Source organism: Mycolicibacterium celeriflavum (genome assembly GCF_010731795.1).
In the GTDB taxonomy this organism is placed as follows: Bacteria; Actinomycetota; Actinomycetes; order Mycobacteriales; family Mycobacteriaceae; genus Mycobacterium; species Mycobacterium celeriflavum.
In genome coordinates, this window is record NZ_AP022591.1 from 2,027,829 (window position 1) to 2,047,260 (window position 19,432).

Below are 19,432 nucleotides of genomic sequence, written 5' to 3' on the forward strand. Positions count from 1 at the left end.
CTCACAGGAGGGCGAGTGTGCGTGACCCGTTGCAGGAGATCAGCTCAGCCATTCGGTTGCGCGCCGTCGACCTGGCCCCGAGCGTGCACAAACTGCTGAAAACCCGCGGCGTGTCGTGTGCAAACACGCACGCTCGCGCATGAAAAAGTCAGGCGGCCAACCGCTTTTCGCGGCGACGTGCCCGAGCGGCATTGATCGCCGACTTCAGCCCGCGGCGCTGACCCGGCTCCAACTCGGCGAACATCCGCTCGCTGCGGGTCTCCGGCGCATCGTCGGCGGTGTCGCGCAGGTACTTGTCCGGCAGCGACAACTTCGCGATCGTGCGCCACGTTTTGCCGTACTGGACCAGGAACGAACCCGTGGTGTAGGGCAGGTCGTACTTGTCGCACACGTCACGCACCCGGTGCGAGATCTCGTACAGGCGATTGCTGGGCAGGTCCGGATAGAGGTGGTGCTCGATCTGGTGGCACAGGTTGCCGCTCATGAACCGCAGCACCGGACCGTTTTCGAAGTTGGCGCTGCCCAGCATCTGGCGCAGAAACCACTCGCCCTTGGTCTCGCCGACCATGTCCGTCTTGGTGAATTTCTCTGCGCCGTCGGGGAAGTGGCCGCAGAAGATCACCGCGTTCGCCCACACGTTGCGAATGATGTTGGCGACCGCGTTGGCCTTTGCCGTCGACTTGTACGTCGCACCTGGCGACAGCGAGGTCACCGCCGGCCAGGCCACGTAGTCCTTCAACACCTGCGCACCGGCCTTGACGCCGAACTCGCGCACCCGGATCAGCGTGGCCTTGCGGTCATCGCGGCCCTTGAAGATCTTGCCCAGCTCCAGGTGCTGCAGGCCCACGCCCCACTCGAACAGTGTGGCCAGCATCGTGTTGTAGAACAGGTTGCCGAGGTTGAACGGCTTCCACTTGGTGTCACGCGTGACGCGCAGCAGGCCGTAGCCCACGTCGTCGTCCATGCCCAGGATGTTCGTGTACTTGTGGTGCATGAAGTTGTGGGTGAAGCGCCAGTGCTTGGACGCCCCGCTCATATCCCACTCCCAGGTCGAGGAGTGGATTTCGGGATCGTTCATCCAATCCCATTGGCCGTGCATGACGTTGTGGCCGATCTCCATGTTCTCGATGATCTTGGACACGCCAAGGGTGACCGTGCCGGCCCACCATGCCGAGCGCCGCGAGCTTGCGGCCAACATCACGCGGGCTGCGACCTCCAGCGCCCGCTGAGCGGCGATGGTGCGGCGGATGTAGCGGGAGTCGCGCTCACCGCGGGAGTCTTCGATGTCCTGGCGGATCGCATCCAATTCCACGGCCAGGCTCTCGATGTCCGCATCGGTCAGATGCGCGAATTCGGGAACGTCAGTGATTGCCACCGTCAAGCCTCCTCTCGCATGCCTACGCTACCGTAACCTACGTACCCGTAGGTTACCAGCCAGTAAACCTCAGACATCGAGCACGCAATCACCCGACGCTGCGGAGATACACGTCTGTATCCGCGACCCGGGCTCGCGCTCGTCGCCGGTGCGCAAGTCGCGAACATGCCCGTCGACCAGGCCCACCACACACGACTGGCAGATGCCCATCCGGCAGCCGAACGGCATCCGGACGCCCACCTGCTCGCCGGCGTCCATCAACGGCGTCGCGGCGTCCACGGTGACCGTCTCGCCGCTACGCGCGAACTCGACGGTGCCGCCCTGCCCGTGCACGGCGGCCTTGGACACCGCAAAGCGCTCGAGGTACAACCGGTCTTGGAGGCCGGCCGCCGACCAGGCCCGCTGGGCCGCGTCGAGCATGCCCTCCGGACCACACGCCCACGTCTGGCGCTCCCGCCAGTCGGGCACCTCGTCGTCCAGCCGCGTCACGTCCAGCCGGCCCTGCGTGCGCGTCGAGCGCAGCCGTAATTCGTAGCCGTCGTACCTGCGGGCCAGCTCACCGAGCTCGCCGGCGAACATGACCTCTGATTCCGTTGGCGCCGAATGCACATGAACGATGTCGGTGATCTGGTCGCGGCGCGCCAGGGTGCGAAGCATCGACATAACCGGCGTGATGCCGGAACCACCGGTGAGGAACAGCACCTTCGGCGGTGCCGGGTCCGGCATCACGAAGTTGCCCTGCGGCGCGGCCAACCGCACGATCGTGCCGGGCGCGAGCCCGTCGACGAGGTGGGTCGACAGGAACCCCTCGGGCATCGCCTTGACCGTGATGGTGATCGTGCGGGTGGTTCGCGACGGCGTCGAGGTCAGCGAGTACGACCGCCACCGCCAACGGCCTTCGATCTGCACACCGATCCCGATGTACTGGCCGGGCCGGTAGTCGAACGTGAATCCCCATCCCGGCTTGATGACCAACGTCGCCGAGTCCTCGGTTTCCCGGCGAACGTCCAGCACCCGGCCGCGCAGCTCACGCGCCGACCAGAGCGGGTTGGCGAGCTTGAGGTAATCGTCGGGCAGCAGCGGCGTCGTGATACGCCCGGCGATGGTCCGCAAGGCGCTCAGGCCCGGATGCTGCTTGGCCCCCGCGACCGTCGGCCGCACTGTGTCGGCGACATTGGCCGAGACCTTGACGTAGTTCTTGGCCATGAACCTACGGTACCGTAACTTACGATGTCGTAGCCACTCCTACGGGCAAATTCGACGGATCTCTCAGCCCAGCGTGTTCTTGTAGACCTTCCCGTCCTTCATAATGACCTTGAAATTGCGCCCGGGGTCGGCCACCAGGTTCAGATCCGCCAGCGGGTCACCTTCGACGAGCAGCAGATCGGCCAACGCACCCTGCTCCACCACCCCCAGTTTGCCCGAGTAGGGACTGCGCTTGCCGGACAGAGCAAGCAATTCGGCATTGGTGCCGGTGGCCATCTCCAGCACCTCGGCCGGCGAAAACCAGCGGCTCAGCTGCGCCAGCAGCGCACCCTGTTTGGGGGCCAACTGCGGCGAGAAGAGGATGTCCGTGCCGAACGCTGTTTTGATGTTGTGCTTGCGGGCCAGTTGATAAATGTTCGTGACGCCGTCGACGATCTCCTTGGCCTTGGCGGCTTCGTCGGAGCCGGGTGGGAACGCGCCGATCATCTCGGCCGGGATGGGCTGCGTGCTCAACCAGATGTCCTTGTCGGCCATCTCTTTCGCAGTGGCGTCGTCCATCAGGTGGGCGTGCTCGATGACTCGAACGCCCGCGCGGATCGCCTGTGTGATGGTCGCCGGGGTGTAGGCATGCACCGAAACGTAGGTGCCCCAGTTGGTGGCCGCCTCCGTCGCGGCGCGCAGTTCCGGTTCGGTGAATGCCACCACGTCGAGCGGACTGTGCGGCGACGACACCCCGCCGCCCGCTGTCAGCTTGATCTGAGAGGCGCCCTGGAACAGCTGCTCGCGGGCGCGCATCCGAACCTCGTCGGGGCTGTCGGCGATCATGCTCGCCCCCAATTGCTCCTGCACAGACGGCGGCCCGCCGGGGCTTCGCGGCAGATCGTGACCGGTGCGGAAGTCGCCGTGTCCACTGGTCACCGTGATCATGGCGCCGGACGGAAAGATCCGCGGCCCGTCGATGACACCCTCGTCGATGGCCCGTTTGAGTCCGAAGCTGGGTCCGCCCAGGTCGCGCACCGTCGTGAAACCGCGCATCAAGGTGTCACCGGCCTCAGCGCCGGCCAACAGGTTCAGGTACCCCGGATCCAGGGTGGCCAACTGCGTCACCGGCGGGCGCACGAGCATCGTGTGCCAGTGGTTGTCGATGAGGCCGGGCATCAGGGTGCGCCCGCCGCCGTCGATGACGGTGGCGTCCGGCTCGGCAGGCAGCGGGTCAGTCGAGATCCGCTCGATGCGGTTGCCCGTCACCCGCACGTTCGACGGGGCCGACAATCGGTCGCTGTGGCCGTCGAAGATCCGGACATCGCGAAAATCGGTCACCGGCGCACCAGATCGCTCATCGGGCGACGGCGTCGGAGCCGCGGGCGAGGTGTCCGGCTGCAGTGCGCTGGTCGGCGGGCTGTCGGCGTCGTCGTCAGAACATCCGAAGGTGGCCAACATCAATGCGAGCGCGGCGAACAGAGGCAGGCGTCTCATCAACACACTCCGATTCAGTTGTATTGGCGCTCAGAGCAATTCGAGTAGGAACGGCAGCTCCTGGGGGGCATACCAGGCCAGGTCGTGATCTTGGGCATCCCCGACGGTGAATTCAGCATCCTCGTCCCCCAGATCGGCCTCGTCGACCACCTCCATGGCGGCCACCACGGCCGTCTCGGCGTCGGCGTTGTCAACGTACACGGCGATCACCGCATCGAATGCGATCGGACCGGGTAGTCGCACCACCGCGTCATCGAGATCGGGCCGGGCCGTGGCTCCGTCGACCTCCGCCTCCACGACGGCGCGCCTCGGCGGCAGGTCGGCCATGCCTTCGCCGGCCAGCAAGCGCAGCGAGGCCAGGGCGGCTTCCCGTCGCGCCACCTCGGCGAGTTCGTCGTCGTCGCCCTCGGCATAGGACTCGCGCAGTGCGGGCGTCACCGCGAACGCGGTGCCGCTGCGGGCGTCCAGCGTCCGGTCGGCGACGAGCTGCTGCAGCATGGCCAGGGTCGCCGGGATGTAGACGCGCACCAGGCGAGATTAGCCGGTCGGGGACTACTCGGATTTGTCGCTCGCGGGATCCTTCTCCACCGAGATGATGAAGTCGTCGCCGTGTTGTATGACACCGTGAATGACGGCGCTGTCGACGGCCTCCGCCGCGTACTCCCTGCGGACCATCAGCGGGTCACGGCGAAGATCCTTCACCAGAGCAACCGCCATGCCGACCATCACGAGCACGAACGGCAGCGCAACGATGATCGTGATCGTCTGCAACCCGGTCAGCGCGTCCTGCCCGCCGACCAACAGCATCACCGCGGCGACGGCACCTGTCGCGACGCCCCAGAAGATCACGGTCGATCTGCCGGGTTTGATGGTGCCGTGCTGCGACAGCGAGCCCATCACCACCGACGCCGCGTCCGCACCGGAGACGAAGAAGATCGCGACCAGCACCATCACGATCACGCTGGCGACGGTGGCGATCGGGTACTGCTCGAGCAGGCCGAACAACTGGGCCTCGATGCTGCCCTCCCCGGCGAGGTCGACGCCGCCCTGCTGTTCTCTGATCGCCGAGCCGCCGAACACCGCGAACCACACCAGCGACACCAGGCTCGGCACCAGCAGCACCCCCGCGACGAACTGACGGATGGTGCGCCCCCGCGAGATTCGCGCAATGAACATGCCGACGAACGGTGTCCAGGACACCCACCAGGCCCAGTAGAAGATCGTCCAGGACTGCAGCCATTCGTTGACCGCGGCGCCCTCTGCGCCGGTGCGCGCCGACATCATCGCGATGTCGGCCAGGTAGCTGCCCAGCGACGTCGGCAATAGGTTGAGGATGAAAACCGTTGGGCCGACCACGAATACGAACATGGCGAGCAGTACCGCCAGAACCATGTTGATGTTGGACAGCCACTGGATGCCGCGCGCGACCCCCGATACCGCCGACAACACGAAGGCCACCGTGAGCACCGCGATGATCATGACGAGGACCGCGTTACCGGTCTCCCCGATGCCGCCAACGATCTGCAGGCCGCTGCGAATCTGCAACGCGCCCAAGCCCAGTGAGGCGGCCGAGCCGAACAGCGTGGCGAAGATCGCCAGCATGTCGATGACCTTGCCCCACCGTCCGTTCGCGCGCGAGCCCAGCAGCGGCTCGAAGGCCGCACTGATCAGCTGCACCCGGCCTTTGCGGTAGACGCCGTAGCTGATCGCCAGGCCGACGACCGCATAGATGGCCCACGGGTGCAGCGTCCAGTGGAACAGCGTCGTGGCCATCGCGGTCTGCACCGCCTCGGGACCACCCTGCCGGCCGGTGCCGGGCGGCGGCGACGCGAAGTGCGACAGCGGTTCGGCCACCCCGAAGAACATCAGGCCGATACCCATGCCGGCACTGAACATCATCGCGACCCACGACACCCCGTTGAACTCGGGTTCCTCGTCGTCGCGGCCCAGCGGAATCGCGCCGTAGCGGCCGACCGCCAGCCAGAGGATGAAGACCACGAAGCCGGAGGCCGTCAGCACGAACAGCCAGCCGGTGTTGTTCATCACCCATGTGAGGGCGCTGTCCGAGGCGGTGGCCAGGGTTCGGGTGCTGACGAAGCCCCACACCAGGAAGGCGATCGCGATGACCGCGGTGACGCCGAACACGATCCAGTCCACGCCGCGCGAGCGGGTGATGGCGTCCTCTTCGATCGGCTGATCGAGCACGGGGTGGGGTACGACATCATCCGTGGGCGACATGAACGCCCGCCGCGTCGCGGCTTTGACTTTTCCGGTCGTCTCGTTCTCGGCTTTGGTGGTCATGGTGAGCCAATTCGACCCCGGTAGCGGTGAGCGCGTCAATCCCGCAAATGCAACAACCGCATCACTGAGCGGCCTCTAGCAGTTCTTCCAGCGATTCTCGTAGCAGGCTCGGCAAAACGTCGACGTCGCTCATCGCGTCGCGGTCGGCGTTGATTCCGAAGTAGACCATCCCGTTGTACGACGTCACCCCGAGCGCCAAGACCTGGTTGGCCAGCAGAGGCGGCACCGCGTAGGTCTCCAGCAGCTTGGTGCCGGCGATGTACATCTGATGCTGTGCGCCCGGCACATTGGTGATCAACAGGTTGAACTGGCGCGCCGAGAACGTCGTCGCGACACGAATGCCCATTGCGTGCAGGGTCGGGGGCGCGAACCCCGACAGGGTCACGATGGTCCTGGCATCGACCAGGGTGGCGGCGGTGGACGCCGATTCGGTGGTGTGCGCGATCTGCGAGAGCCGCACCACGGGGTTGGGCTCGCCGACGGGGAGGTCCACGAGAAAAGGGGACACCTCGCTGATCGCCTGGCCGGGGCCGGTCGCGTCGAGTTCGGCGTCGGGATACACCGACATCGGCGCCATCGCGCGCACCCTCGTCGTGGCGGTCACCGGCTCACCGCGCGACATCAGCCAGTTGCGCAATGCGCCGGCCACCACGGCCAGCACGACGTCGTTGACATCGCAGTCGTAACGGGCCCGCACTGCGCGAAAGTCCTCGAGTCGTCCGCTGGCCACCGTGAGTCGCCGGTTGCGCGAGACGGTGGTGTTGAGCGGGCTGCTCGGCGCGGTGCCGCGCGCGACCGTGCGGGCCACCTCGACGAACCGGCGCCCCATGGCGACCAACTGGCCCGCGTTGGTGGCGACGTCGACGACCGCGGAGCGCAGCGCACCGAACTGGTCGGCCGGGCGCGTGATCCACTCGCCGACGGCACCGAGAAGCAATTGCCGATCACTGGGCTCGCGCAGCGGGATCCAGATGTCCTCGCCGAACTCCGGCGGCTTCTGGGTGCGGTCGGCGATGACGTGGCCGATCTCCAGCGCCGTCATCCCGTTCACCAACGCCTGATGTGACTTGGTGTAGAGCGCGATGCGGTTCTTTGCCAGGCCCTCGATCAGGTACATCTCCCAGAGCGGCCGGGACTTGTCCAGCGGCCGCGACCCCAGCCGGGCGATGAGCTCGTGCAACTGGGCATCGCTGCCCGGCGACGGCAACGCCGAACGGCGGATGTGATAGGTGATGTCGAAATCACGGTCGTCCACCCACACCGGTCGCGCCAGGCCGAGCGTGACCTCGCGGACCTTCTGGCGGTAGCGCGGAATCTGCGGCAGCCGTTGTTCGACGGTGGCGAGCAGGGTTTCATAACTCAAGCCGCCGCGGGGTTTGCGCAGAATCGACAGTGACCCCACGTACATCGGCGTCGACGTGTTCTCCAGGTGATAGAACGACGCGTCCGCCGCCGACAACCGGGTGACCATCGCGACGCCGCTCCTCCCCTGTACCCCGCGTGCAAGACCCCGTCACGCTATAGCGCGACCCCGGGGTTGCGCATCACGGGTGCGCCGGACCCTCTGCGAACCGTGCGATCATGATGGGGTCTGCGACTCTCCAGCGGACACGTCCCATCTCGTCGACTTGCTGGAGAAGTTGTGGTGCCACCGTCGCGTACCCCCACCGAGGAAGTTCCATCCGCCCGACGGGCAGGAATTCGAACCGCGGTGATCGAACCCGTCGTCGACTGCGAGCCGGCGCCCGTGGGCGTCGCCGCCTGTCCACCGCCGACGCCGAAATCGCTGCGCCGCCGCCAGTCTGGCGGACCGGGTGCGGGCGGGCGAACGGTGCATCCGCAGCGACCGATACCGATCGCGCCCGTCCGGGAGCCTGCACCGTCGCGGGCCGCCGTCACCTTCGCCGACGCGGCGTTGCGCCGGGTGCTCGAGGTGATCGACCGGCGTCGCCCGGTCGCCCAGTTGCGACCGCTGCTGGCGCCGGCGCTGATCGAAACCGTGCTCGCGATGACCCGTTCCCCGCAATCGACCGCAGCCACGCTTCGCCGCATCAGGTTGCGCATGGTCGATGACGAAGGGCCTGCCGCCGAAGTGTTCGGCACCTACAGCCGAGGGCAGCGCATCCGGGCGATCGCGGCGCGGATCGCGCTCGAGGGCGACCGCTGGCGCATTGTCGCGCTCCAGATCGGTTGAGCGCCACTGCGCTCGGCGCGCCGGTCGGGGCTTAACGCCTGCGCATCGCCTTCTCTTCGCGGGCCCGCTGGCGCTCGGCCTGGCGGCGCTCCTTGCGGCTGCCGCCGGCGGCCGGCCGCCGCGGTGCGCCGCCGCCGTTGTCCGAACGCTGCACCTGGGCCGAGCCGTCCTCCGACGGCCCGCTGTAGGTCAGCGGCCGTGACTCGTCGCCGATTCCCTTGGCGCGCAACCCGGCCGGGACCGGCCGCTCCTTGGTCGCCACAGCGCCCTGGCCGCCGTCTTGGGCTTGGGCGGCCGCGGCCTCGGCGAACTCGGTCAGCCCGGCCGGGGTGGCGACTGGGGCGACCGTCGGCGGCGGCGCGGGTTCGACCGAGACGTTGAACAGGAACCCGACCGACTCCTCCTTGAGGCCCTCGAGCATGCCGATGAACATGTCGTAGCCCTCGCGCTGGTATTCGACGAGCGGGTCGCGCTGTGCCATCGCGCGCAGGCCGATGCCCTCCTTGAGGTAGTCCATCTCGTAGAGGTGTTCGCGCCACTTGCGGTCCAGCACGTTGAGCAGCACGTTGCGCTCCAGCTGGCGCATCGCCCCCTCGCCCGCGATCGCCTCGAGCTCCTTCTCCCGTTCGGCGTAGGCGCGGTCTGCGTCGGCGATCAACGCATCGAGTAGTTCCTCACGGGTCAGCTCGCCGGGCTCACCGACGGCGTCGGAGTCGATCAGGTCGTGGTGGTCGATGCCGACGGGGTAGAGCTGTTTGAGCGCGGTCCAGAGCTGCTCGAGGTCCCAGTCCTCGGCGTAGCCCTCGGCGGTCGCTCCGTCGACGTAGGCGGTGATCACGTCCACGAGCATCTTGCGGGCCTGCTCGGCGAGGTTCTCCCCCTCGAGGATGCGCCGCCGCTCGTCGTAGATGACCATGCGCTGCTTGTTCATCACCTCGTCGTACTTGAGGACGTTCTTGCGGACCTCGAAGTTCTGCTGCTCGACCTGGGTCTGCGCGCTCTTGATCGCGCGGGTGACCATCTTCGCCTCGATCGGCACGTCGTCGGGCAGGTTCAGCCGGGTCAGCAGCGCCTCCAGCGTGGCGCCGTTGAACCGTCGCATCAGCTCGTCGCCCAGCGACAGGTAGAACCGCGACTCGCCCGGATCGCCCTGGCGGCCGGAGCGACCGCGCAGCTGGTTGTCGATGCGGCGTGACTCATGTCGTTCGGTGCCCAGCACGTAGAGGCCGCCTGCGGCGATGACGTCCTCGGCCTCCTGCGCGCATTCGCCCTTGACCTGGGACAGCATCTCGTGCCAGCCCTTTTCGTATTCCTCGGGCGTTTCGACGGGGTCCAGGCCGCGTTCCCGCAGCCGCTTGTCGGTCAAAAAGTCCGGGTTGCCGCCGAGCACGATGTCGGTGCCGCGGCCCGCCATGTTGGTGGCGACGGTGATCGCGCCCAGCCGGCCGGCCTCGGCGATGATCGAGGCTTCCTGCTCGTGGTACTTCGCGTTGAGCACGTTGTGCGGGATGCGACGCTTGGTGAACTGGCGCGACAGGTACTCCGAGCGTTCCACGCTGGTGGTGCCGATCAGAACCGGTTGGCCCTTCTCGTACCGTTCAGCGACGTCGTCGACGACCGCGATGTACTTGGCCTCTTCGGTCTTGTAGATCAAATCGGACTGATCGGCGCGGATCATCGGCTTGTTGGTCGGAATCGGCACGACGCCAAGCTTGTAGATCTCGTGCAGCTCCGCCGCCTCGGTCTGGGCGGTGCCGGTCATGCCGGCGAGCTTGTCGTAGAGCCGGAAGTAGTTCTGCAGCGTGATCGTGGCCAGCGTCTGGTTCTCGGCCTTGATCTCGACGTGCTCCTTGGCCTCGATGGCCTGGTGCATGCCCTCGTTGTAGCGGCGACCGACCAGTACGCGGCCGGTGAACTCGTCGACGATGAGCACCTCGCCGTCGCGCACGATGTAGTCCTTGTCGCGCTGGAACAGCTCTTTGGCCTTGAGCGCATTGTTGAGGTAGCTGACCAGCGGCGAGTTGGCGGCCTCATACAGGTTGTCGATGCCGAGTTGGTCTTCGACGAACTCGACGCCCAGTTCGTGCACGCCGACGGTGCGCTTGCGGATGTCGACCTCGTAGTGGACGTCCTTCTCCATCAGCGGGGCCAGGCGGGCGAACTCGGTGTACCAGTTCGACGCGCCGTCGGCCGGGCCGGAGATGATCAGCGGGGTGCGGGCCTCGTCGATCAGGATGGAGTCGACCTCGTCGACGATCGCGAAGTTGTGGCCGCGCTGGACCAGGTCGGCCAGGGAGTGCGCCATGTTGTCGCGCAGATAGTCGAAGCCGAACTCGTTGTTCGTGCCGTACGTGATGTCGGCGCCGTAGGCGGTCCGCCGCTGGTCGGGCGTCATCTGCGCAAGGATCACGCCGACCTCCAGGCCCAGGAAGCGGTGCACACGTCCCATCCATTCGGCGTCGCGCCGGGCCAGGTAGTCGTTCACGGTGACGATGTGCACGCCCTTGCCGGACAGGGCGTTGAGGTAGGCGGGCAGCACGCTGGTCAGCGTCTTGCCTTCACCGGTCTTCATCTCCGCGACGTTTCCGAAGTGCAGTGCCGCGCCGCCCATCAACTGCACCTTGAACGGCTTCTGATTCAGCACGCGCCAAGCCGCCTCGCGCGCGACCGCGAACGCCTCGGGCAGCAGGTCATCGAGGCTCTCGCCGTCGTCGACGCGCTTCTTGAACTCGTCGGTCTTGGCCCGCAGCTCGGCGTCGGTCAGCTTCTCGATATCGCCTTCAAGGGAGTCGACGTAGTCGGCCACTCCATTGAGGCGCTTGACCATGCGGCCCTCGCCGAGACGCAGCAACTTTTGCAGCACGCTAGTTCCCCTATGGGTTGAAAGTCTTGAGCTCAACCCATGGTAGGTGACATGCGGGCGGACCCGGCCGAGCTAGGTCAAGCCCCGGCTCAGGCGAGCCGAATCAGCCTCCAGCCTCAGGCGAGCCGAATCAAACCGTAGTCGTAGGCGTGCCTGCGGTACACCACGCACGGCCGGTCGGACTCCTTGTCGTGGAACAGGAAGAAATCGTGGCCGACCAGCTCCATCTGCGACAACGCATCGTCGACGGTCATGGGCGTGGCCGGGTGTTCCTTTTCCCGCACGATCCGCCCGGGAGCATGTTCGTCGAGCGCCGCGCCGTCGTGCTCGGGCGGCGTCGTGGTCGGCGCATCAGCCGGCGGGGCGACCGCGGTGGCCTTGGCTACCGACACCGGGGTCTTGTCGCCGTAATGGATCTTGCGCCGGTCACGCGCGCGACGCAGCCGTTCGGCGAGCTTGTCGACCGCCGATTCCATCGCGCCGTAGAAGCTGTCCGCGCAGGCTTCGGCACGCACCACCGGGCCGCGGCCGCGGGCGGTGATCTCCACGTGTTGACAGTTTTTGCGTTGCCGTCGGTTCCGCTCGTGGTCGAGCTCGACGTCGAACAGATAGATCGTGCGGTCGAATCGTTCCAGGCGTGACAGTTTCTCTGCGACGTAGTTGCGGAAGTGGTCGGGAATCTCGACGTTGCGGCCGGTGACTGCAACCTCGGCGCGCGGTCGGGGTTCGGGTGTCTCGTCCTCGATCACCATCGTGCGGGAGTCCAGGGATTGGCTTGACATGCTTGGCAACTCGTTTCTTCGCGGTCCGCACGCGTCAGCGTGCCCGGGTTGTCATGGAATCCGCACCGACGGCGCTTGCATGTCTCGCCGCTCGCCGGTGCAAGGTGTCGTCTACTCACCTCCTACCGCGTCGGCGATGGTGGCGCTTGTGGTTCTCCAGCGCCGGCCGTGAGTCATTCACGGGTGTTGAAGCCGACGGTAGCCGCGTTCACCCGGTAGTGCCAGTGAATCCGCCGACCTGTTTTCAGTTCTTCACATCGGTCTGATATAGGACCGTGGCCGCAGCCCTCAGGCGTTTGCCACAACCAGCACTGCCGTCACGCGTGCCGCACCCGTGTGCAGCACGCGGACCGATTCGGTGGCCGTCGCGCCGGTGGTGACGATGTCGTCGATGACGAGCGCTTCGCCGGTCACGGGCCGGACTGCGCGGACCCGCCCCGCGATGTTTCGCTGACGGTCGGCCGTGGACAACCCGACCGAGTCGGCGACGAACGCGCGGGTCCGCAACGCGGGGACGACGGCCACTCCCGGCAAGCCGTCCGTCGCCGCCCTTGCCATCCGGGTCACGGGGTCTCCGCCGCGCCGCCGGGCCGCCCACCTGCGGGTGGGCGCGGGGACCACCGTCAACGGTGTGCCGACCAGTCCCCAGGTGAGCAGGTGCACGAGGCCGACCCGCAGCGCAGCGGCGAGCGGCTGAAGCAGGTCGGTGCGGCCGTATTCCTTGACCGCGATGACAGCTGACCGCCGAGGTCCCGCGTAGCGGCCCAGCGAGTACACCGGCACTCCAGGGTCCGATCGCGGCAAGACGAGGCGCGGGTCCTCGGGCCTGACCGTCAACGTCGCGGCGCAGGCGTCACACCACCGCGTCGACGGGGCACCGCATCCCCCGCACTGCAGCGGCAGCACCAGATCCAGCATGTCGGCAGTGTGGCGGTTATCGGTGACATCGAGATGGGGTACTCCGTCGGTCATGCAAGACGAGCGGGAGTCCTTCATCGTTGATTGCCTGCTGACGGCGTTCGCCGATCTGATGGAGGCGGACCCTGATGCCTTCCGTACGAAATTCCGCAAGATGGCGGCCGACCCGTTCGCGTTCTACCGCGGCAGCGCCTGCGTCTTCTACGCCGACGTGGCGGGGCGCGACGATCGGTGGGCCGACGAACGCACGAGCGGCGTGTGGATACAGGGTGATCTGCACACCGAGAACTTCGGCACCTACATGGACGGCGAAGGCAAGTTGATTTTCGACGTCAACGATTTCGACGAGGCCTACATTGGGCACTTCACCTGGGACCTGATGCGGTTCGCCGCCAGCGTCGCGCTGATGTGTTGGCAGAAGGCGCTCTCGGATCACCAGATCAGCACCCTGATCGACACGTTCGTGCGCTCCTACGTCGACCAGGTGCGGTGGTTCCTCGACGCCGACGACGACTCGAGCTTCTCGCTGAATCTCGACACCGCGCGCGGCGCCGTCCTGTCGACGTTGCAGAGCGCCCGGTTGTCCACCAGGGCCGAGATGTTGGACCGTCTCACCGCGGTCGACGACTGGGACCGACGCTTCCGGGATGCCGCAGGCGTGCGAAGGCTTGAGGACGCCGAACGCGAAAAAGTCGAGGCCGCGTTCGCCACATATCTCGACACCATCCCGAAAACCAAGCGGTTTCAAGGCATCACCTACGACATCAAGGACGTGATCGGCAAGACCGGCCACGGAATCGGCAGTGCCGGGCTTCCCACCTACACGCTCTTGATAGAAGGATTCAACCAGGCGTTGGACAACGACGCGGTGCTGTCGATGAAGCAGGGCAACGTCGCCGCGCCCAGTCGCGTCGTCGACCACAGCAGCCTGGGTAAGCACTTCAAACACCACGGCCACCGCACCGCGGTGTCACAACGCGCGCTGCAGGCACACGCCGATCCGCTGCTCGGCTACACCGACATCGACGGTGTCGGCTTCGTCGTCAGCGAGATATCGCCGTACGAAGCCGATCTGGACTGGAGCGAGCTGACCGAGCCGGACGAGTTGGCCGAGGTGATCGAGCAGCTGGGCCGGGCGGTGGCCAAGGTGCACTGCGTCGGTGACGTCGACAGCGATCAGAAGGTGGTCGAGTTCCAGACCGAGGAGGCCATCGTTGCGGCCATCAGTGGCCGAGTCGACGAATTCGCCTCGGACATGGTGAAATTCGGGCTCGAGTACGCGGCCACGGTGCGTGACGATCACCGGCATTTCGTCGAGGCGTTCCGCGAAGGGCGCATCCCGAAAGTCTCGTCGACTTAACGCGGGGTGACGATCCCGTTGTCGTAGGCGTAGACGATGGCCGCGGCGCGGTCCCGCAGACCGAGCTTGACGAAGATGCGGCCTATGTGGCTCTTGACGGTGACGCCCGAGATGAACAGCTCCTCGGCGATCTCGGAGTTGGAGCGGCCCTTGGCGATCAGCGTCAGGACATCGGCCTCGCGTGCGGTCAGGTCCGCGAGCGCGGTGCCGCGCGGCGGCGGGGCGGCACTGCGGTAAGTCGCCAACACCCGTGCGGTCACGGCCGGGTCGAGGTAGCTGTCCCCACGGGCCACGGCCCGGACCGCGCGGATCAGTTCCTCGGCCGACGAGTCCTTCAGCACGAAACCGCAAGCGCCGGCGCGTAACACGCCCGAAAGCAGTTCGTCGTCGTTGAAGGTGGTCAACGCGAGCACCGGTGGGCCGCCGCCGGCGCAGAGCATCCGGGTGGCCTCGATGCCACCGACGCGGCGCATCCGCAGATCCATGACGACGATATCGGGACTGTGGCGGGCGACGGCGTCGGGCACCTCGCCACCGTCGGAGCATTCCGCGACGATCACGAATCCGTCCTTGCGGCGCAGAATGCGGCGCAGGCCCGACCGCACCAGGTCCTGGTCGTCGACCAGCAGGACCGCGATCTGTGCCACGTCCCCGGTCACGACGGGCACCACGGTGGACGCCAACCACCCACGTCATCGAGCGGGATGTCGGCGTGCACCGACCACCCCTCTTCCGACGGTCCGATATCGATGCGCCCGCCGAGCAATTCGATGCGTTGGCGCATTCCCCGCAGTCCCCGCCCTTCGCACGCCGGGGCCGCGACTGCGATAGGCAGTTGATTGACGACGGTCAACGCCGCCGATGTCCGCGAGATCACCAGCCTGACTACAGATTTCGCTTCGGGGGCGTGCTTGGCGACATTGGCAAGCGATTCCTGGGTGATCCGGTACAGGGCCAAGCCCACCGCAGCCGACGCCCGATCCAGCCGGCCTTCTACGTCGAGGTCCACCTTCAGTCCGGCACGTCGAAACTCCTCGACAAGGCTTGGGATCTCGCTTGCACCCGGCTCCGGTGCCGTCTTCATCGGCGCGCCGTCGAGCAGTCCGACGGTGCGGCGGATGTCGGCCATCGCTTGGCGGCCGAGTTGTTCGGCCTGTTCGAGAGCGTCTATCGCGTCGTCGACATCCCGGTCCTGCTGCAGTCCGCGACGGGCCGCGGTGGTGTGCAGCAGCGTGATGCTCAGCGAGTGTGCGATGACGTCGTGTACCTCACGGGCGATGCGTCTGCGCTCATCGGCGGCGGCGTGCGCAGCGAGCTGAGCCTGTGCCAGCTGTTGTTTGATGATCAGCTCCTGCTGGGTGTGCATGAGAAAGCCCACCAGCCACCCCATTCCGACGAAGCTCAGGTAGAGCGCGATCACGTCGAGACGGTCCCAAGCCGACGCGGCGACGAGCACCGCGGCAGCGACTGCGGTCGCCAGAAGACCACCGAGCATATTTGTCAGCGCTCCGACCACCCCGACCGTCAGCACCAGCAGCAGCGGAGCGAAGTCGGCGGTGACCGGTGTAGAGGTGGCGAACAGGAAGATCGCGGTGGCCGCTGTCCCGGAAGCACAAAGCACCGGAGCCTTGAACGTTGCCCGGATGCCGAGGACAAGGAAAAGGGCGAATGGTGCGACGGCGACCGCGATCGCGAGCAGCGTCGCCGGTAGGTCCGTGGCCGGGCGTTGCAGTGCCGCGATCAACACGATGCCGACGATGCTGACGTCGGTGAAGATCACGAAGGCCCAATTGAAGCCGAGCGGGACCAGCTCACCCCGTCGGCGAATCCACTCCCGCACGGAGACCGTCGCCGCGCCCAGCATCGTTCGATCGTAGAAGACGCCGCCTACCTGGTACATCATCCCGCGGTAGGTACCCGGCGTCCGACCGTGGTAGGAGCCGAGAACCGGCCCCTGGCACGACGCGCGAAGACGCCGCACCTTCGTAGCCTCGAACCCATGACATGGTCAACGTTGCACGAGCGCATGGCCTTCATGGATCGGCCCTTCGGTGGCGAAGAAGGCCAGCGCATCGTCGATCTCTACACCGTCGCGGGCAGCGATCAGACGGTGGCTTGACGTGGCGGAGCGGCTGGCACATCTCACGAGCCGCTACGCCGTCTGGGTCGTCGTGGTCTGGGTCGTCGCCGCCGGTGCCGCCAACCTCGCGGTGCCGCAGCTGGAACGCGTGGTGGAATCACACTCCCGCTCCTTCATGCCCGCTCAGGCGCCCAGTTCCGTCGCAGCAATGCAAGGCGCCACGCTGCTCGGTGAGAAACCCAGCAACAACCTCAATTACGTTGTCCTCGAAGGTGACCAACCCCTTGGCGACGACGACAAAGAGTTCTACCACCGGCTCGTCACCAACCTGCGCGCCGACGACGAGCATGTGTACGCGGTGACCGACCTGTGGTCCGACCCGGCGACTGCCGCCGGAGCCCAGAGCGAGGACGGCCATGCAGTCACGGTCATGACGCGGCTTTCGGGCATGCTCGGGACCTCTCGAGCGGCCGACGCTGTAGACGCACTGCGCGACATCGTGATGCGACTTGACCCGCCGGACGGGTTGGGTGTCTACGTCACCGGGCCTGGGGCCACGATCGCCGACGAGTTCCGCGCGATCGACCGGCAGATGCTGGGTATCACGGCCGCGACCGTCGCGCTGATTCTGCTTCTCCTGCTGATCGTCTACCGATCACCGGTCGGCGCCGCGATCCCGCTGATATCGGTCGGCCTCGCGCTCGCGGTGGCACGACCGATCGTGGCCGCACTCGGCGACGCCGGACTCGCCGAGGTGTCGCTGTTCTCCGTCGCGTTGCTGGCCGCGATGATGCTGGGCGCGGGCACCGACTACGCGATCTTTCTGATCGGGCGCTATCACGAGGGCAGGCGGCGCGGCGACCCATCGGCGGCCTCACTGCTGCACGCCTGCCGGGGCGTCGCGCCCGTCATCGTCGGATCAGCTCTGACCATCGCGGCGGCGCTGACGAGTCTGAGTTTCGCGGAGATCGGGATGTTCCGGAGCACCGGAATCCCCTGTGCGGTCGGCGTTCTGGTGGCCATGCTGGCATCGATGTCGCTGACCCCGGCACTGATCGCGCTCGCGGGCCGCCGCGGCCGGCTGGAACCCCGCCCCTCAACGGGTGCACGCCGGTGGCGGCGGATCGGTGTGCACGTGGCACGTTGGCCCGCTCCGATCCTGACCGCCAGCGCCGTACTGATCGTCGTCTCTGCCATTCCCGTTGCCGGGCTGCGGATCGGGTGGAACGAGCCGGCGGCGACTCCGGCGGACACCGAATCGAACCAAGGCTACGCCGCCGCCGATCGCCACTTCGGGGCAAACCATCTGCTCGCCACGGTTGTCAATGTCGCCGCCCCACACGACATCCGCAATCCCGCCGGGCTGATCGCCGTCGAGAGGATCACCCGGCAGATCATGGAAATACCGGGCGTGCGGATGGTGCAGTCGGCGAGTCGCCCGGCGGGCACGGTGCCCGACGAAGCCACGCTCAGCTGGCAGGCGGGCATCATCGGCGAACAGTTCGCCGCCACGATCGATGGCTTCACCGAACGGCTGGGCGGCATCGCGGCACTCGACAATGCGCTGGGATCGATGACCACCGCGGTCGATCAGCTGTCACAAGGCCTGCAGGGCAGCGCCGCGGGGTTGAGCCAGATGGGATCGGCTGCCGCCGACATGCGGGCGGGAATGGCCGGCTTGGAGACGAATGTGACCGCGGTGTCGGGCTACCTCGACCCGCTTCGTGGTTTCGTGTCGTCGACTCCGAATTGCCCGGCCAACCCGATCTGTTCGGTTGTCGCCCGAGTGGTGCAGCCGGCTGACGACGTCATACGAAGTTCAGCTCAATTGTCGAGCGGTGCAACCAAACTCACAGACGGGTCCACCGATGCCACCGAGGCGCTGGCGGCTCTGCCGCCTGCGGTGGACACGATGAGCGCCCAGTTGCGACAGGCCCGCGCCGCCACTGCCGACCTCGCGTCCCTGACGACGTCGTTGGGCCCGCAGTTGCACCAGGTGACCGACTATCTGCAAGAGATCGCCACTGCGTTTCGGGACAGCGCAGCGGGCGGGTTCTATATGCCGCAGCGTGCGCTGGCCGATCCATCGTTGCGTGCCGCGCTGGACCGACTGATGTCCGACGACGGGCGCGCGACCTACCTTCTTGTCTACGGCGATGGGCACGAATGGGGCGGCGAAGGCGCGCACCGGGCCTCGCAGATCGAGACGGCCGTCCGGGAGGCGACGAAGGAAGGCACGCTCAAACCCACGGCGGTGCACATCACCGGCGTCGGTCCGGCGACCGCCGATCTGCAGCGACTGGTCGCCGGCGACACGACCATGCTGATGGCGGTGACGTTGGCGCTGATCTTCGGAATCGTTGCGCTGCTGTTGCGCAGCCCGGTCGCCGGCATCGTCGTGGTGGGCACCGTCGCCGTGTCGTATGCGGCGGCGCTGGGCGCCAGCGTCGTCATCTGGCAACACCTGTTGCACCACGACCTGCACTGGGCGGTGGCACCCATCTCGTTCATCGCGCTGGTTGCGGTCGGCGCCGACTACAACCTGTTGCTGGCCATGCGGATTCGCGAGGAAACGCATGCCGGGTTGGGCACCGGGATTGTGCGGGCATTCGGTGCCACAGGTGGCGTGGTGACGGCGGCGGGCATCGTCTTCGGTATCACGATGTTCGCGTTGGCGGGTAGCAGCGTGCTGAGCATCGCGCAGATCGGGGTCACCATCGGCGTGGGCCTGCTGCTTGACACGCTCATCGTGCGCACGTTCGTGCTGCCGTCGCTGGTGGCGCTGCTCGGCCGGTGGTTTTGGTGGCCGACCGTGCGATTGGTCAATCCGCGACCTTCGCCGATTTCTGCAGGAGGATCGTGAGCGCTCGCTCGAAT

General features: G+C 66.8%; 14 protein-coding genes. 3 read left to right on the top strand and 11 right to left on the bottom strand.

Going from position 1 to position 19,432, the window contains the following annotated elements:
- Nucleotides 1-148 precede the first annotated feature (148 nt).
- From G6N18_RS09945 to G6N18_RS09970, 6 genes are all read right to left on the bottom strand, one after another.
- The gene (locus G6N18_RS09945) at nucleotides 149-1,375 is read right to left on the bottom strand and encodes a fatty acid desaturase family protein (protein ID WP_083004913.1); all 1,227 of its coding nucleotides are present in this window, start codon (nucleotides 1,373-1,375) and stop codon (nucleotides 149-151) included.
- A gap of 69 nt (nucleotides 1,376-1,444) precedes the next feature.
- On the bottom strand, nucleotides 1,445-2,581 hold the full coding sequence (locus G6N18_RS09950) for a ferredoxin reductase (RefSeq protein ID WP_083004910.1): 1,137 nt from the start codon (nucleotides 2,579-2,581) through the stop codon (nucleotides 1,445-1,447).
- 63 nt (nucleotides 2,582-2,644) lie between these two features.
- Complete coding sequence (locus tag G6N18_RS09955; protein WP_234806216.1) at nucleotides 2,645-4,057, bottom strand: metal-dependent hydrolase family protein; 1,413 nt, start codon at nucleotides 4,055-4,057, stop codon at nucleotides 2,645-2,647.
- 30 nt (nucleotides 4,058-4,087) lie between these two features.
- On the bottom strand, nucleotides 4,088-4,585 hold the full coding sequence (locus G6N18_RS09960) for a DUF6912 family protein (protein ID WP_083004907.1): 498 nt from the start codon (nucleotides 4,583-4,585) through the stop codon (nucleotides 4,088-4,090).
- Nucleotides 4,586-4,609: 24 nt separating this feature from the next.
- Nucleotides 4,610-6,358, bottom strand: coding sequence for a BCCT family transporter (locus G6N18_RS09965; RefSeq protein WP_067219077.1), 1,749 nt, complete (start codon nucleotides 6,356-6,358; stop codon nucleotides 4,610-4,612).
- A gap of 61 nt (nucleotides 6,359-6,419) precedes the next feature.
- Complete coding sequence (locus G6N18_RS09970) at nucleotides 6,420-7,829, bottom strand: WS/DGAT/MGAT family O-acyltransferase (RefSeq protein ID WP_083004904.1); 1,410 nt, start codon at nucleotides 7,827-7,829, stop codon at nucleotides 6,420-6,422.
- 240 nt (nucleotides 7,830-8,069) lie between these two features.
- On the opposite strand from G6N18_RS09970, the gene G6N18_RS09975 reads away from it, so the two are divergent.
- A complete protein-coding gene (locus G6N18_RS09975) occupies nucleotides 8,070-8,552 on the top strand; it encodes an Rv3235 family protein (protein ID WP_220096949.1) in 483 nt (160 codons plus the stop codon).
- A gap of 31 nt (nucleotides 8,553-8,583) precedes the next feature.
- Here the strand turns inward: G6N18_RS09975 and secA are convergent, their stop codons facing one another.
- The 3 genes from secA to G6N18_RS09990 form a co-directional block, all read right to left on the bottom strand.
- Nucleotides 8,584-11,415 carry a preprotein translocase subunit SecA gene (gene secA / locus G6N18_RS09980; RefSeq protein WP_083004901.1) on the bottom strand — a complete coding sequence of 944 codons (2,832 nt, stop codon included), beginning with the start codon at nucleotides 11,413-11,415 and terminating at the stop codon, nucleotides 8,584-8,586.
- A 116-nt stretch (nucleotides 11,416-11,531) separates the two neighbouring features.
- The gene (gene hpf / locus G6N18_RS09985) at nucleotides 11,532-12,197 is read right to left on the bottom strand and encodes a ribosome hibernation-promoting factor, HPF/YfiA family (RefSeq protein ID WP_083004898.1); all 666 of its coding nucleotides are present in this window, start codon (nucleotides 12,195-12,197) and stop codon (nucleotides 11,532-11,534) included.
- A 288-nt stretch (nucleotides 12,198-12,485) separates the two neighbouring features.
- Entirely contained in the window at nucleotides 12,486-13,115 is a 630-nt protein-coding gene (locus G6N18_RS09990; protein ID WP_083004991.1) for a ComF family protein, read from the bottom strand.
- 52 nt (nucleotides 13,116-13,167) lie between these two features.
- Here G6N18_RS09990 and G6N18_RS09995 point away from each other — a divergent pair, with 52 nt between their 5' ends.
- Nucleotides 13,168-14,475 (top strand): DUF2252 domain-containing protein, encoded by a 1,308-nt coding sequence (locus G6N18_RS09995; RefSeq protein WP_083004895.1) that lies wholly within the window; start codon nucleotides 13,168-13,170, stop codon nucleotides 14,473-14,475.
- On the opposite strand, the gene G6N18_RS10000 is transcribed toward G6N18_RS09995, so the two are convergent.
- Both G6N18_RS10000 and G6N18_RS10005 read right to left on the bottom strand, forming a co-directional pair.
- Nucleotides 14,472-15,134: a response regulator gene (locus tag G6N18_RS10000; protein WP_083004985.1), complete on the bottom strand. Its 663-nt coding sequence runs from the start codon at nucleotides 15,132-15,134 to the stop codon at nucleotides 14,472-14,474. The two genes, G6N18_RS09995 and G6N18_RS10000, sit on opposite strands and share 4 nt — an antisense overlap.
- Complete coding sequence (locus tag G6N18_RS10005; protein WP_083004982.1) at nucleotides 15,131-16,339, bottom strand: sensor histidine kinase; 1,209 nt, start codon at nucleotides 16,337-16,339, stop codon at nucleotides 15,131-15,133. Before G6N18_RS10005 ends, G6N18_RS10000 begins: the two co-directional genes overlap by 4 nt.
- Nucleotides 16,340-16,595: 256 nt before the next feature.
- Here G6N18_RS10005 and G6N18_RS10010 point away from each other — a divergent pair, with 256 nt between their 5' ends.
- Complete coding sequence (locus tag G6N18_RS10010) at nucleotides 16,596-19,418, top strand: MMPL/RND family transporter (RefSeq protein WP_083004892.1); 2,823 nt, start codon at nucleotides 16,596-16,598, stop codon at nucleotides 19,416-19,418.
- Nucleotides 19,419-19,432: the final 14 nt, after the last annotated feature.